The organism is Methylobacterium nigriterrae (assembly GCF_037106235.1).
GTDB lineage: Bacteria > Pseudomonadota > Alphaproteobacteria > Rhizobiales > Beijerinckiaceae > Methylobacterium > Methylobacterium nigriterrae.
This window is the reverse complement of record NZ_JBAWTG010000016.1, coordinates 1-15406: the sequence shown is the minus strand read 5'-3', so window position 1 is coordinate 15406 and position 15406 is coordinate 1. Positions and strand designations below refer to the sequence as shown.

The 15406-nt window shown below is 67.8% G+C and carries 12 protein-coding genes and 1 pseudogene; 12 read left to right on the top strand and 1 reads right to left on the bottom strand.

Going from position 1 to position 15406, the window contains the following annotated elements; all coding sequences use genetic code 11:
• Positions 1-67 precede the first annotated feature (67 nt).
• From tsf to dxr, 6 genes are all read left to right on the top strand, one after another.
• Positions 68-994, top strand: coding sequence for a translation elongation factor Ts (gene tsf / locus WDW90_RS11080; protein WP_336487440.1), 927 nt, complete (start codon positions 68-70; stop codon positions 992-994).
• A 208-nt stretch (positions 995-1202) separates the two neighbouring features.
• Positions 1203-1925: a UMP kinase gene (gene pyrH / locus WDW90_RS11075; RefSeq protein ID WP_336487439.1), complete on the top strand. Its 723-nt coding sequence runs from the start codon at positions 1203-1205 to the stop codon at positions 1923-1925.
• 169 nt (positions 1926-2094) lie between these two features.
• Positions 2095-2658: a ribosome recycling factor gene (gene frr / locus WDW90_RS11070; protein WP_336487438.1), complete on the top strand. Its 564-nt coding sequence runs from the start codon at positions 2095-2097 to the stop codon at positions 2656-2658.
• Between the two features lie 170 nt (positions 2659-2828).
• The gene (locus tag WDW90_RS11065) at positions 2829-3614 is read left to right on the top strand and encodes an isoprenyl transferase (RefSeq protein ID WP_336487437.1); all 786 of its coding nucleotides are present in this window, start codon (positions 2829-2831) and stop codon (positions 3612-3614) included.
• A gap of 2 nt (positions 3615-3616) precedes the next feature.
• Positions 3617-4480, top strand: a complete 864-nt coding sequence (locus WDW90_RS11060; RefSeq protein WP_431311019.1) for a phosphatidate cytidylyltransferase — start codon at positions 3617-3619, stop codon at positions 4478-4480.
• Positions 4481-4493: 13 nt separating this feature from the next.
• Positions 4494-5672: a 1-deoxy-D-xylulose-5-phosphate reductoisomerase gene (gene dxr, locus WDW90_RS11055; protein ID WP_336487435.1), complete on the top strand. Its 1179-nt coding sequence runs from the start codon at positions 4494-4496 to the stop codon at positions 5670-5672.
• Between the two features lie 4 nt (positions 5673-5676).
• On the opposite strand, the gene WDW90_RS11050 is transcribed toward dxr, so the two are convergent.
• Positions 5677-6318: a TetR/AcrR family transcriptional regulator gene (locus WDW90_RS11050; protein WP_336487434.1), complete on the bottom strand. Its 642-nt coding sequence runs from the start codon at positions 6316-6318 to the stop codon at positions 5677-5679.
• Between the two features lie 123 nt (positions 6319-6441).
• Between WDW90_RS11050 and WDW90_RS11045 the strand changes: the two genes are divergently transcribed.
• The 6 genes and pseudogenes from WDW90_RS11045 (at position 6442) to WDW90_RS11020 (ending at position 15288) form a co-directional block, all read left to right on the top strand.
• On the top strand, positions 6442-7656 hold the full coding sequence (locus tag WDW90_RS11045; protein WP_336487433.1) for an HlyD family secretion protein: 1215 nt from the start codon (positions 6442-6444) through the stop codon (positions 7654-7656).
• An 8-nt stretch (positions 7657-7664) separates the two neighbouring features.
• Positions 7665-9245, top strand: a pseudogene (locus WDW90_RS11040) (DHA2 family efflux MFS transporter permease subunit).
• Positions 9246-9415: 170 nt separating this feature from the next.
• The gene (locus tag WDW90_RS11035) at positions 9416-10573 is read left to right on the top strand and encodes a M50 family metallopeptidase (RefSeq protein ID WP_336487432.1); all 1158 of its coding nucleotides are present in this window, start codon (positions 9416-9418) and stop codon (positions 10571-10573) included.
• A gap of 456 nt (positions 10574-11029) precedes the next feature.
• Positions 11030-13582, top strand: coding sequence for an outer membrane protein assembly factor BamA (bamA, locus tag WDW90_RS11030; RefSeq protein WP_336487512.1), 2553 nt, complete (start codon positions 11030-11032; stop codon positions 13580-13582).
• 49 nt (positions 13583-13631) lie between these two features.
• Positions 13632-14693: a UDP-3-O-(3-hydroxymyristoyl)glucosamine N-acyltransferase gene (gene lpxD / locus WDW90_RS11025; protein ID WP_336487431.1), complete on the top strand. Its 1062-nt coding sequence runs from the start codon at positions 13632-13634 to the stop codon at positions 14691-14693.
• 145 nt (positions 14694-14838) lie between these two features.
• A complete protein-coding gene (locus WDW90_RS11020; RefSeq protein WP_336487430.1) occupies positions 14839-15288 on the top strand; it encodes a hypothetical protein in 450 nt (149 codons plus the stop codon).
• Positions 15289-15406: the final 118 nt, after the last annotated feature.

Here is a 15406-nt window from a genome sequence, read left to right as displayed (position 1 = left end):
GGCCCGGTGCTCTGACCCTGAGCGCCGGGCTCCTTATCATCTGAACGACCTGAAGGAAGGACCGGCCATGGCCAACATCACCGCCGCGATGGTGAAGGAGCTCCGCGAGACGACCGGCGCGGGCATGATGGATTGCAAGGGTGCCCTCAACGAGACGGGCGGCGACATCGAGGCGGCCATCGACTGGCTGCGCAAGAAGGGTCTTGCCAAGGCTGCCAAGAAGGCTGGCCGCACGGCTGCCGAAGGCCTCGTCGCCGTAGAGTCCGCCGGCCACCATGCCGCCATCGTCGAGGTGAACTCCGAGACCGACTTCGTCGCCCGCAACGACGGCTTCCAGGCCTTCGTGCGCGAGGCCGCCAAGCTCGCGCTGAACACCGACGGCACCCTCGAGGGCCTGCAGGCCGCACAGTTCCCGGGCGAGTCGGTGACGGTGAGCGACAAGCTGCAGAACCTCATCGCCACCATCGGCGAGAACATGAATCTGCGCCGCGTGGCGAAGCTCGACGTCTCGAAGGGCGTCATCGCGTCCTACGTGCACAATCAGGTCACCGAGGGCCTCGGCAAGATCGGCGTGCTGGTCGCGCTCGAATCCGAGGGCAACGTCGACGGGCTCTCGACCCTCGGCCGCCAGATCGCCATGCATGTCGCGGCGACGAATCCTGTGGCGCTCGATGCCTCCGGCGTCGATGCGGCGACGCTCGAGCGCGAGAGCAACATCCTGCGCGAGAAGAATGCCGGCAAGCCGGAGCATGTCCTCCAGAAGATCGTCGAAAGCGGCCTGAAGACCTACTACAAGGAGGTCACCCTCCTGGAGCAGCCCTTCGTGCATGACAGCTCGAAGACGGTTACCCAGGTTTTGAAGGAGGCCGAGGCCAAGGTCGGCGCTCCCGTGACCCTCAAGGCCTTCGTGCGCTACGCCCTCGGCGAGGGCATCGAGAAGGAAGAGGGCCCGGACTTCGCCACGGAAGTCGCCCAGCAGGCCGGCCGCGCCTGAGCGCGACGTTTATCATTCTCGCCGATCCTGGGCCTCCCGGGTCACGTGCACGCGGGCGGCGCCCTGGCTGCCGCCCGCGGCACACACCTTCGGGGCTCTCCATCCGGGCGGTCGTTACCTCTCGACGGCTTCCACCTGCTTAAGTAGAAGCGCCTCGGTTTGCGTTTCAGTCCGGTGTGTATCGGCCGACAGCGAGGGGGCAGGGCGAATGCCGGAGACGATGCCGTTTCGACGCGTGCTCGTGAAACTCTCCGGGGAGGCCCTGGCGGCTCCCGACGGCTACTGGCTCCATCCGCCGATCCTCGCCGGCCTCGCTGACGACATCGCCCGGACCCTAGAGGCGGGCATCGAGGTCGCCCTCGTTGTCGGTGGAGGCAACATGATCCGGGGCGCCCGGATCTCGGCGGCGGGCTTCATCGACCGCGCCACCGGTGATTCCCTCGGCATGATGGCGACGGTGATGAACTCGCTGGCCGTCGAGACCGCGCTCAACGCGGCCGGCGTCACGGCCCGGACCATGTCGGCGGTCTCCATGCCGACGATCTGCGAGACCTACGCGCGACAACCCGCTCTGCACCACCTCGACAAGGGGCAGGTGGTCGTGCTCGCCGGTGGCACCGGCAACCCGTACTTCACCACGGATACGGCGGCGGTGCTGCGCGCCGCGGAGTTGCGCTGCGACGCCGTCCTCAAGGCGACCCAGGTGGACGGCGTCTACTCGGCCGACCCGAAGCGCGACCCGAGCGCCACCCGCTACGACCGCATCACCCACGATGAGGCGATCGCCCGCGACCTCAAGGTGATGGACACGGCCGCCTTCGCGCTCGCCCGCGAGAGCCGCCTCTCGATCGTCGTGGGCTCCGTCCACGCGCCGAGCTCGATCACCGCGATCCTAACGGGCACGGTGCCCTGCACGCACGTGGTGCCGTGAGACTGGGGCGATGCGGGATACGCGCGCGCATCGCAGAGCCGAGCCCGGCGTCCGCGGCACGCGAACGCCATTTGCGGCCCTGCGGTTTTTCGTTCATTGAAGCGCCAACACGCCGGGCCGCAGGGTCCCGACCCACGCAACAACCGAGACGCATCGGGACGCGCAGGACATGGCCACACCGGACTTCGACTTGAACGATCTCAAGCGCCGTATGCAGGGCGCGGTGAATTCTCTGTCCAAGGATCTCGGCTCGCTGCGCACGGGTCGCGCGACGCCGAGCCTGCTCGATCCGATTCAGGTCGACGCTTACGGTGCGATGATGCCGATGGCGCAGGTCGCGACCGTCAGCGTTCCGGAGCCACGTCTCCTCAGCATCTCGGTCTGGGACCGAAGCATGATCTCGGCAGTCGAGAAGGCAATCCGAGAGTCCGATCTCGGCCTCAATCCCCAGACCGAAGGTCAGACCATCCGCCTGCGCATCCCGGAGATGAACGAGCAGCGCCGGAAGGAGATGGTCAAGGTCGCTCACAAGTACACGGAGGAGGCGCGCGTCGCCGTCCGCCATGTGCGACGCGACGGGCTTGACCACCTCAAGAAGCTCCTGAAGGACAGCGCCATCTCGGAGGATGACGAGAAGCGTCAGGCTGGGGAGGTCCAGAAGGCCACCGACCAGCACATCGCCGAGATCGATAGCGTGCTGGCCTCCAAGGAAAAGGAGATCATGCAGGTCTGAGGCGACCTGCATGGCCCGGCCGCGACGGTGTCGCGCAGGGTCGCGTCACAGCCGCTTCCGCTGGCGGCGTACGGCCCGAACATGCTCTATGGTCCGCGTCGCCGTGGGTGCGGCGCGAGAGATGGGAGAGGCGCGTGGAGCAGTTTGAGCACCCGCGTCGCGAGGCAGGCATGACGAGCGAGAGCCAGACGGCCGCCCGATCCGGGATTGCGCCAGCCGCGCCGTGCGGGTTCGCGCCGCGCCCCAGCGCCCCCGAGCACGTCGCGATCATCATGGACGGCAACGGCCGCTGGGCCGCCCGGCGGGGCTTGCCGCGGGTCGAGGGCCATCGCCGGGGCCTCGAAGCGGTGCGTCGCGCGGTGCGGGCGGCGATCGACCTCGGCGTGAGATACCTGACGATCTACAGCTTCTCCTCGGAGAACTGGCGTCGGCCGCCGGCCGAGGTCGCTGACCTGATGGGTCTCCTGAAGCTGTTCGTGCGCCGAGACCTTGCCGAGCTTCACGCCAACAACGTGCGTATCCGCATCATCGGCGAGCGCGAGGGCCTGAGCCCCGACATCGCCGGTGTCCTGCGCGAGGCTGAGGAGCGCACCCGTCTCAACACCGGCCTCACCCTCGTGGTGGCCTTCAATTACGGCGGCCGGCAGGAGATCCTGCGCGCCGTGCGCCGCCTCGCGGACGCGGTCGCAGAAGGGCGCCTCCGGCCGGACGAGATCGACGTCGGCGCGGTGACGGAGGCGCTCGACACCACCGGCATCCCCGACCCGGACCTCGTGATCCGTACGTCCGGCGAGCAGCGGCTCTCGAACTTCCTGACGTGGCAGACGGCCTATGCCGAGTACGTCATCGTGCCCGAGTTCTGGCCCGATTTCGACCACGGCGCCTTCGCGGCCGCGATCGACGAGTATCATCGCCGCGACCGCCGCTTCGGCGGCCTGAGCGACAAGGCCGGCTGATGATGGTCGGCGGCGAGGCCGCACCCGTGCCGAGCCGCAATCCGTTCGGCGGCCGCGAGTTCGGCCTGCGGGTGTTTTCCGCGATCGTGCTCGCCGTCATCGTCGTCTCGGCCCTGATCCTCGGCGGCTGGTCCTTCGCGGTAATCTGGCTCGCCGCCGGCGTCGTCGGCGCGGCCGAGTGGATCGGCATGAGCCGGACCGAACCGGCTAAGCCGCTGACCGCGATCATCGCCGCGACCCTCGTCGGCCTCGCGATCTGCGTTCGCGGCGGCGCGTCGGCGGGCGCGTCCCTCGCCGTCTTGATCCTCGGTGCGCTCGCTCTCGCTGCGCTGGCCCACGGACTGCGCGGAAAGCTGCGCGCCTCGAGCGGGCTTGCGGGCGCGGCGGTCGTCGCGCTGGTTCCGGCCGCTCTGCGGGACGATCCCGCCATCGGCGTTCTCGGCCCCGCCTGGATGTTCGCGGTGGTGTGGTCGACCGACATCCTCGCCTATTTCACGGGCCGGGCCTTCGGCGGCCCGAAGCTGATGCCCAGCGTGTCGCCGAAGAAGACTTGGTCCGGCGCCGTCGGCGGGCTCGTGGGCGGCACGCTCGCAGGAGCCGCCCTCGTCGCGCTCGCACGCCCGTATGGAGGAAGCGATCTCGCCATGGCGCCGCTCGTTGCGGTGGCACTGGCGAGCGCCGCCGCCTCCGTACTCAGCCAGGGCGGCGACCTCGTCGAATCCGCCCTGAAGCGATTCCATGGCGTCAAGGATTCCGGCCGCTCCATTCCCGGCCATGGCGGCGTCATGGACCGGCTCGACGGGTTCTTCGCCGTCGCGTTGCTTGCCGGGCTCTACCTCATCCTCCACCGCGTGTTCGCGGCCTGACGGAGCGTAATTCGTGACTTTGACCGTCACCGTTCTGGGCGCTACCGGTTCGATCGGCCGCTCTACAACCGATCTCCTGACCCAGCATGACGGGCGCTTTCGGGTCGGCGCGCTGGTCGGGGGCAAGGATGCGGCGGCGCTCGCCGAGCTCGCCCGCGAGCTGAGGGCCGATTTCGCGGCGCTTGCCGACGAGGGCGCCGGGCCGGCCCTGCGCCAGGCGCTGTCGGGCTCCGGCATTGCCAACGGCGCGGGCGAGTCCGCCGTGCTCGAGGCGGTCGCGCGCGAAGCCGACATCGTAGTCGCAGCCGTGAGCGGGGCAGCAGGCTTGAGGCCGACCCACGCGGCACTCCGGCTCGGCCGCACGGTCGCACTCGCCAACAAGGAGAGCCTCGTCTGCGCCGGGCACGCCTTCATGCGCGACGCGGCCCGCTACAAGGCGCGCCTGCTGCCCGTGGATTCCGAGCACAACGCCCTCGCGCAGGCGCTCGGCGATGGCCGGGTCTCGGACGTTGCCAAGATGACCATCACGGCGTCGGGCGGTCCGTTCCGCACTTGGACCCGCGAGCGGATCGCGGCGGCCACGCCGCAGGAAGCTGCCGCCCATCCGACTTGGTCAATGGGCATGAAGATCAACATCGATTCCGCCTCCCTCATGAACAAGGGGCTTGAGCTGATCGAGGCACACCATCTCTTCGCCATCGAGCCGGATCGCCTCGACGTCATCGTGCACCCGCAATCGATCGTGCACGGTCTCGTTCATTGGCGAGACGGGGCAGTGACGGCAGGCCTCGCCATGCCCGACATGCGCGTGCCGATCGCCCATTGCCTCGGTCTCGGAGATCGCCTGAAAATCGCGCGGGGCCGTAATCTTGACCTCGCGGCGGCGGGCAGCCTCACCTTCGAGCCGGCGGACGAGGCGCGCTTCCCTTGCCTCGCCATCGCCAGGGCCGCGCTCGCGGAGGGGGGTGCCGCACCGACCGTGATGAATGCAGCCAACGAGATCGCTGTCGCGGCCTTCATCCGCGGCGAGATTGCCTTCTACGGCATTGCCGACCTCGTGGAGCGGGCCTGCGCGCATTTCACCGGCACCTATCGGGATGCGCCGGCCGACGTTGACGAGGCGCTGGCGATCGACGCTCATGTGCGTGCCTGGAGCGCCGAGACGCTTTCGCGGCGGCGCGAGGAGGTCTGATCGCTCAGACCTCGGATCCGTAGGCGGCGAAGAACACCCGTACGGCCTCGTCGACCTGATGACGAGTCTCGGCCTCGGTGACGGGGCCACCCGCTGCGAACAGGAGACGCGTCAGAAGACCCGCTTGGCACAGGTGCAGGAAGTGTTTGGCGGCAAGCTCCGTGCCGGAGATCCGCAGACGTCCGGCTCCGACCTGCGCGTCGAGATAGCGGGCCAGCCGGGCGGCGCCCTGCTCGGGGCCCGCCTCGTAGAAGGCCTGCCCAAAACGCGGGAACTTCTCCGTCGCTCCGATCACCATGCGGACGATCGCCACATGCTCGGGCCGCATCATCTCCGTCAGGTAGGTGCGGCCGAGGCGCGTCAGTACCGCTCGCACGTCCACATCGTCGGCGTCGAGGCGGAACAGGGCCTCAGCGAGGCCTCGCTTCTCCCGCAACGTCAGGGCCTCGAACAGGGCCTCTTTGCTGTCGAAATAGACGTAAAGCGTGCCCTTGGAGACACCGGCCGAACGCGCGATCTCGCCCATGCTGGCCCCATCGAAACCCGCGCTCATGAAAACCGCCCGTGCGCCCTCAAGGATCTGGCGGCGCTTGTCGCTCTCGCCCTCGGCCGGGCTCGCCTCCAGGATTGCCGCGTCGACGGACATAGACTGTTTCCTCATTGACCGAACCGTTCAGTCATCTTAGATATCTCGTCATCGCGAGCCGCGTCAACGTGGGCCGCGGGCTGACCGAACGGTTCGGTCACAACGATTCGGCAGATATCGGCGATGTCGCTCCGTGATGAAGGTGCCGTGCAGGATGGACCGACCTTCGAGGCGGTGGAAGAGGGGCGGGCGGAGCGCGCAGACGCCCCGGCCGCACCGTTCGCCGGCGCACAGGCGCGTCCCGCCGCAGAGGTGCCGATGCGGCGCCCCGTCAGGAGGCTCGCCGTTCTGAGCCTGCTTGCGGCGGCGCTCGCAGGGGGCGCCTCCAAAGCGCAGGATTGGTGGACCACCGGCCGCTTCTTCGTTTCCACGGACGACGCCTACGTCCAGGCCGACATCTCGGTCCTGGCCGCCAAGGTTCCGGGCTATCTCGCTTCCGTCCCGGTCAAGAACGGCCAATCGGTGCTGAAGGGCGATGTGATCGCCACGATCGACGACGGCGACTACCGCCTCGCCCTCGATGCCGCGCACGACAAGCTCCTGACGCAGCGGGCGACGATCGATCGGATCGGCCACCAGATCGAGGCCGCCCAGGCACAGATCGCGCAGGGGGCGGCGCAGATCGAGGCCTCGAAGGCCGACGCAGTGCGGGCTGCCGCCGACTATCTCCGCCAGCAGCAGCTCGAGAAGTCGGATTTCGTCGCCCGCTCCCGCATCGAGCAGGCGCGCGCCGACCGCGACCGCACCGACGCGGCCGTCAAGGGGGCGGAGGCCGCACTCGTCGCTGCCAGGGCGAATGTCGAGGTGCTGCGCGCGCAGGGTCGCGAGGCCGAGAGTCTCGCGGTTGAGCTGCAGAACGCGGAGGATCGCGCCGCGCGCGACCTCGCCTTCACGACGATCCGCGCGCCCTTCGACGGAGTCATCGGCAACAAGGCGGTGGAAGCTGGTGCCTACGTGTCGCCGGGCTCGCGGATCGCGGCGCTCGTGCCGCTGCAGAGCGTCCGGATCGATGCCAATTTCAAGGAGACGCAGCTCGCCCGGATGCGGCCCGGCCAGTCCGTGCACATTGCGGTCGACGCTTATCCGGACCGCGACATCGTCGGTGAGGTCGAGTACCTCTCCCCCGCCTCTGGCTCGGTGTTCAGCCTGCTGCCGCCCGACAACGCCACCGGCAACTTCACCAAGATCGTCCAGCGCCTGCCGGTGCGCGTGCGCGTCCCGGAGGAGGTCGCCCGCGAAGGGCTCCTGCGGCCGGGACTCTCGGTGACGGTGCGGGTCGACACCCGGGACGGAGCGTCTGCGGCCGGAAGCCGCGTGCGCACGGCCGGCCAGCACTAGATTCAGCCATGGCCGCCTCGGCCACCACCGCCCCGCTCGCCGCCATGTCGGAACCGCCGCTCGACCGCCGCCGCATGGTGGCGTTCCTCTGCATGGTCTTCGGGATGTTCATGGCGATCTTGGACATCCAGATCGTCTCGGCCTCGCTGAATGAGATCCAGGCCGGCCTCTCGGCCTCGGCCGACGAGATCCCCTGGGTGCAGACGAGCTACCTGATCGCCGAGGTGATCATGATCCCGCTCTCGGGCTTCCTGTCGCGGGTGATCTCGACGCGCTGGATGTTCGTCATTGCCTCGGGTGGCTTCACCCTTATGAGCCTGATGTGCGCCACCTCCACCTCGATCAACGAGATGATCGTCTGGCGCGCGCTGCAGGGCTTCATCGGCGGCGGCATGATCCCGACCGTCTTCGCCTCGGCCTTCACGATCTTTCCGGCCTCGAAGCGCGGCATCGTCTCGCCGATGATCGGGCTCGTGGCGACGCTTGCCCCTACCATCGGCCCCACGGTCGGCGGCTATCTCACCGACCTGTTCTCCTGGCACTGGCTGTTCCTCATCAACGTCGTGCCGGGCATCCTCGTCACGATCTCGACCTATTGCCTCGTCGATTTCGACCGGCCGAACCTCGACCTGTTCAAGCACTTCGACTGGTTCGGCCTCGCCTTCATGGCGAGCTTCCTCGGCTGCCTCGAATACGTGCTAGAGGAGGGACCGAACCACGACTGGCTCGCGGATGAGGCGGTCCTCGCCTGCGCGATCGTCTGCGCGGTCTCAGGCACGGCCTTCTTCTGGCGGGCCTTCACCGCGCGCGAGCCGATCGTGGACCTGCGGGCCTTCGGGGACCGCAACTTCGCGGCGGGCTGCATCTTCAGCTTCGTGATGGGCATCGGACTTTACGGGCTGACCTACCTCTATCCCGTCTACCTTGGCCGGGTGCGCGGTTACTCGGCGCTGCAGATCGGCGAGACGATGTTCGTGTCGGGGCTCGCGATGTTCGCGACCGCGCCGATCGCCGGCCGCTTCTCCGGCAAGGCCGATCCGCGCGTGCTGATGGCGATCGGCTTCACGGGGTTTGCCGCCGGCACCTGAATCGTAACCGGGCTGACCAAGGATTGGGATTTCTGGGAACTGCTGCTGCCCCAGGTCCTACGCGGCTGCTCGCTGATGCTGTGCATGATCCCGATCAACAACATCGCGCTGGGCACCCTGCCGCCGGCCCGGATGAAGAACGCCTCGGGCCTCTACAACCTCACGCGCAATCTCGGCGGCGCAGTCGGGCTCGCACTCATCAACACGCTCCTGAACGACCGCTGGGACCTCCACCTCATGCGGCTGCACGAGCGCTTCACCTGGACGAGCACGGCCGTGCTGGAGCGCCTCGACCTGACGCGCCGCCAGTTCGAGGCGCTGGGGGGTGATGCTGCCTCCATGTCTTTGAAGGCGATGATGAACACGGTCCGGGTTCAGGGCCTCCTGATGAGCTTTTCCGACGTATTCCTCGTGCTGACCGTTCTGTTCCTCGCAATGGCCTGCGCGACGTCGCTGATCCGGCGCCCGCGCGGCGCGTCCGGCGCGTCCGGCGGCCATTGAGCGAGCCTGGATAGCGGGGAAAGCGCGTGCCGGCCGGTCGGTACGCTCGCGCCGCCCCGGAGGACGTGCGACGATCGCGCTCCCTTACGCGGGTTTGCGTTGGCTTGGCAGCCTTCCGATCTGCTAGGACGGTTGCGACGGCCCTGGCGAGTGGCCGCGAGGAACGACGCATGGACTTTCTGAACGCCATGGGCGGCACCGCCACGGGCTTCTTCGGCGCGGTGATCCCGTTCCTGATCGTGCTCACCATCGTGGTGTTCGTGCACGAGATGGGGCACTTCCTCGTCGGGCGCTGGTGCGGCGTCGGCGTCAACGCCTTCTCGATCGGCTTCGGCCCCGAGCTGTTCGGCTTCAACGACCGGCACGGCACGCGCTGGAAGCTCTGCGCCATCCCGCTTGGCGGCTACGTGAAGTTCTACGGTGACGCCAACGGCGCGAGTGTGCCGGATCCGGAGGTCGTGGCGCGCATGAGCCCGCACGAGCGGGCGATCAGCTTTCCGACCCAGCCCGTGGGCAAGCGCGCCGCAATCGTCGCCGCGGGCCCGATCGCGAACTTCATCCTGGCCATCGTTCTGTTCAGCGGCGCCATCTGGATCGGCGGGCGCTTCGAGCTGCCGCCGCGCGTCGAGGCGGTGATGCCCGACAGCGCCGCGGCACGGGCCGGCTTTGAGCCCGGCGACATCGTGAAGGCGATCGACGGGAGCCCGATCGGCAACTTCATCGCGATGCAGCGCACCGTGTCGTCAAGCGCCGATACGACGCTCACCTTCACGATCGAGCGCGCCGGCGAGGAGAAGACGCTGACGGCAACGCCGGAGGTCTACGAGGAGCGAACCCCGTTCGGCCGTCACCGCCTCGGGCGCCTCGGCATCCAGGGTCCGAAGGGCACGGAGGCCAAGCTCGTCCATTACGGGGCGGGCGAATCCGTCGCTCTCGGCGTCCACGAGACCTATTTCGTCGTCGAGCGCACCTTCTCGTATCTCGGCAAGCTGATCACCGGCCGAGAATCCGCCGATCAGCTCTCCGGCCCGATCGGGATCGCACGGGTTTCGGGCGAGGTCGCGAAGGTCGGCGGTGTCGGAGGCCTGATCGGGCTGATCGCTCTGCTCTCGGTCTCGATCGGCCTCCTCAACCTGTTCCCGGTGCCGCTCCTCGATGGCGGGCATCTCCTGTTCTACGCCTTTGAGGTCGTGCGCGGCCGCCCCCTGAGCGAGCGCGCCCAGGAGATCGGCTTCCGGATCGGCCTCGCCCTCGTGTTGATGCTCATGCTGTTCGCTGCGTGGAACGACATCCTCAATCTCGGCGCCTCGTGGGGACGCGGCACCTGAGCTTGGCGTCTGCCGCAAGGCCCCTTGTAAGACTATATTACTAATTGACGGAATGACGGCCCATCGTCTCGCTTGATACCCTTCGCGCTACGCGCTCGATCGGCGATCGCGTGGCCGCAATTGCGCCCAGATTGCACCTCCGGGTGGTGCCGGGGCCGGGGCGGAATGGTTAGGGTTCGCTGAACGGGATCGCGCACCGTTTTGAAAAACGTCGACGTCGTCGGTATTTACGCGGCGTTCACCCTGTCGAGCGAACCTCCGGAGACGTCCGATAGCGTTAAGTGGCGCGAAGGCCACGACCCGGCAAAATCCCCTGAGCCGGGCCCCTCGGAGCGTTTGCTTCCCAGGGGAATCCCGCTAGAAGCTGGGCTGGGACCAGAGGGCAGGACGGCCGGACAACGACCGCCTTCCTACGGGTGTGAACCCGTGCCGACAATAAAACAGACGGGCGATTACATGATGTCGATGACGGGGAAGCGCCGGCGTAGGTCGGTGGAACGGACCATCGTCCTAGTCGCCGCCGCAGCTGCCGGTGTCGTGCTGGGCGGGGCCGCGCAGGCGCAGCAGATCGTCGTCCAGGGTAACAAGCGCGTCGATGCCGATACGATCCGGTCCTACGTGACCGGAACCGCCTCAGGCTCCGCTGAAGAGGCCCGCCGCAATCTCTTGGCGAGCGGCATGTTCTCGGACGTGAGGGTCTCGCAGGGCGGCGGCCGCACCGTCGTCACGGTCCGCGAGAACAACATCATCAACCGCGTCGTCTTCGAAGGGAACAAGAAGGTCGAGAAGGGCACGCTCGAGGGCGAGGTCGAGGCTAAGGCGCGCGGTCCCTTCAGCGAGGCCATCGTCAACGCCGATATCCAGCGCATCCGCGAGATCTATCGCCGGGCTGGCCGTGGCACCGCGAAGGTGACCTACCGCACCGTCGACCTTCCGAACGGCCGCGTCGACGTGATCTACACGATCGACGAGGGCGACAAGACCGGCATCGTCGCGATCAATTTCGTCGGCAACCAGGCATACTCGGAGTCGAAGCTCAAGGACTTGATGTCGTCCTCCGAGATGAACTTCCTGAGCTTCATCAAGACCTCGGACGTCTACGATCCGGACCGCATCACCAACGATCTCGATCTCGTCCGCCGATTCTATCTTAAGAACGGCTACGCCGACTTCCGCGTCGTCAACGCCGATGCCCGCTACGTCGAGGGCGAGAAGTCCGGCTGGGTCATCACGGTCACGGTCGAGGAGGGCGAGCAGTACCGCGTCGGTGCCGTCGCGATCGACTCGCGTCTGCCCGGCCTCGACACGCAGAGCCTCGACGGCGAAGTCCGTGCCGCAGTCGGCGACGTCTACAACGCCGAGGATGTCGAGAAGACCCTGACCGGCGTCACCACCCAGGTCGCCCGCCAGGGCTATCCTTTCGCCCAGGTCCGCCCGACCGGTCAGCGCGACCGCGCCACGCATCAGGTCGCCCTCGGCTTCGTGGTCGAGGACGGGCCGCGCGTCTACGTCGAACGCATCAACATCCGAGGCAACACCCGCACCCGCGACTACGTCATCCGCCGCGAGCTCGATATCGCCGAGGGCGACGCCTATAACCGCGTGCTGACGGACCGGGCCGAGCGCCGCCTGAACGGCCTCGGCTTCTTCAAGAAGGTTCGCTTCTCCAACGAGCCCGGCTCCTCGCCCGACCGCGTGATCATCAACATCGACGTCGAGGATCAGCCCACTGGGTCGTTCTCGGTGGCCGGCGGCTACTCCACGCAGGACGGCATCATCGGCGAGGTCTCGGTCTCGGAATCGAACTTCCTGGGCCGCGGCCAGTACGTTCGCGTCGCCGGCACCGGCGGCCAGTACTCGCGCGGCTTCGACTTCTCATTCACGGAGCCGTACTTCCTCGGCTACCGCCTCGCGGCCGGCTTCGACGCCTTCTACAAGTACAGCGACCTGACCCGCTACTCGCGCTACGAGACGACCGTCTACGGCGGCCAGCTCCGCGTCGGTCTTCCGATCACGGAAGAATTCGGCCTGACGATGCGGTACTCGCTCTACAACACGGAGCTGAAGGTCCCGAACACGATCAAGCGCCCGTACAACGACTGCTCGGTTCCGATCCCGGGCTACACGCAGACCTACGCGCCTGGCACGGTCCTCAACGGGCAGAATGTCGGCGGTCTCTCCCAGTACCCACTCTGCGCCTATGACGGCGAGGCGTCGATCGCGCTCAAGGGCTCGCAGGGCAACACCCTGACCTCGCTCGCCGGCCTCACGCTAGCCTACTCGACGCTGGACAACGTCAGCTCGCCACGCAACGGCCTTTACGCCGAGCTCAAGCCCGACGTGGCCGGCCTCGGCGGCGACTCGAAGTTCTTCCGCGTCACCGGCGACGCCCGCTACTACAAGGAACTCTGGGAGGACGTGGTCGGCTTCGTCCGCATCCAGGGCGGTAACGTGCAGGCCCTCGACGGCAACCCGCTGCGCATCACCGACCAGTTCTTCCTCGGCCCGTCGCTCGTCCGCGGCTTCGCGCCGAACGGTATCGGCCCGCGCGACGTCGGCATCGCCGACAGCCGCTCGAATGCGATCGGCGGGTCGACCTATGTCGGCGGCACCGTCGAGGTGCAGTTCCCGATCTGGGGCATCCCGCGCGATCTCGGCCTGAAGGGCGCCGTCTTCGCCGATGCCGGCACGCTGTTCGGATATCACGGCCGGCGCGCCTTCAACGTGAACGGCGATGCCTTCATCAACGGCGTCTCGCCGAACGGGGCCTGCAACTTCAACGCCTTCACCCTCGGCGTCGAGCCCGAATGCGTGAACGTCCACGACTCGGCCACGATCCGCTCGTCGATCGGTGCGTCGATCCTGTGGAACTCGCCGCTCGGCCCGATCCGCTTCGACTACGCCTACGCGCTCACGAAGGACGAGGGCGTGCGGGTGCCCGGCACGAACTTCCGCGTCGGCAAGGATCAGACCCAGGCGTTCCGCTTCTCCGGCGGCTCGCGCTTCTAAGAAAAAGCTCGCGCGCCGCGCCGGTTCGCCGGCCGGCGCGTTGTCCGGCATGTCCGATCCCGTCTTCTTCACCGCCAACGTGCCTCTCAGCCTCGGCGAGATCGCTGAGGCTGCCGGCGTAGCACTGCCGGAGGGTGCGGATTCCGCTCAGGCCTTCACGGGGGCCGCGCCCCTCGAGAGTGCCGGCCGGCGCGACCTCGCCTACATGGACAACGCGCGCTATGCGGACGCGCTCGCGGCGACACGGGCGGGGGCCTGCCTCGTCTCTCCGCGCTTCGCGGCCCGGGTGCCGCTGGAGACGGTCGCCCTCGTCACCCGGGACCCTTACCGGGCTTACGCGTCGCTTCTCGCCCGTCTTCATCCGGACGCGATGCGGCCGGGCTCGCTGTTCTTCTCGGCGGGAGTCGCACCGGGCGCGCATGTTCATCCGGAAGCCCGTCTCGAGGCCGGGGTGCAGATCGATCCCGGCGCCGTCGTCGGGCCAGGCGCCGAGATCGGTTCCGGCACGGTGATCGGCGCCAACGCGGCGATCGGGCCAAACGTCCGCATCGGCCGCGACTGCGCGGTCGGCGCTGGCGCGACGCTGACCCACGCACTCGTGGGCAACCGGGTGATCGTTCATCCCGGCGCGCGGATCGGGCAGGATGGCTTCGGCTTCGCCATGGGCGCGAGCCATCTCAAGGTGCCTCAGATCGGCCGCGTCGTGATTCAGGACGATGTCGAGATCGGCGCCAACACCACGATCGACCGGGGCGCGAGCCGCGATACGGTGATCGGGGAGGGGACGAAGATCGATAACCTCGTGCAGATCGCCCATAACGTTGTGATCGGGCGCCACTGCGTCATCGTCTCGGGCGTCGGCATCTCGGGCTCGACGACGCTGGAGGATTACGTGGTGCTGGGCGGACAGGTCGGCGTCGTCGGCCACCTGCGCATCGGCAAGGGCTCGCAGATCGCCGGTTCCTCGAACGTGAACCGGGACGTTCCACCCGGCAGCCGCTGGGGCGGCACCCCGGCCAAACCCGTCCGTGCCTGGTTCCGCGAGCTGACGACCCTGGCGCGCCTGGCGGAGCGCTCCGGCCGCGACGAGTCCGCCGATCCAAAGGAGTGAGGCCCGCGCATTTGCCGCTGTTGGTTGGCCATCCGGAAGGCATGATTCTGTTTCGAGCGCGCACCGTCTTTTCGTGCCCCGTCCTGTCGCTAGGCTCGATTTCGGATGATCAAGAGCGATTCGTCGCCGGGGGCCTGACGTTATCATGGGCTACGGCCGTGCCTCGGAGGGCATCGAGACGTCTTCCACGCTTCCGCGGCGGAATCCCGGCGCGGCCCTGCGCGGCGGGCGCATTCTTGTGGCGGTATCCGTGCTTCTCCCGGTCGCCATTCTGGTGCTGGCGAGCTGGCACAACCGCGGCGACGTGCTGCGCGAGGCCGACACCCGCGTGGAGCGCACGGTCCGGGTGCTGCACGAGCACGCCGTCAAGGTGTTCGAGACGCAGAAGCTGATCATTGACCGGGTGAATGGCCGTCTGCGCTACCTGAATTGGGATTCCGAGGCGGATCGGTTGGACCTGCATCGGTTTCTCGCCGAACTGCAGCGCGATTACGGTCAGGTCGCCACCCTTGATCCTCCCCCGTTTTTGTGGACACGGAGGTTACGTTGCCCAGCGCTGCTCGGCCTGCTCAGGCGTACGGTACCCGAGGGCTGAGTGGAGGCGCTGTCGATTGTACAACCTCTCAGCACAAGACCCATAGTACCGGCGGTGGCGACGACGGTGTCGTCGTCTACGGGTGGCATCCGTGGGCTGGGCGTGCGGTTCGCCTTCA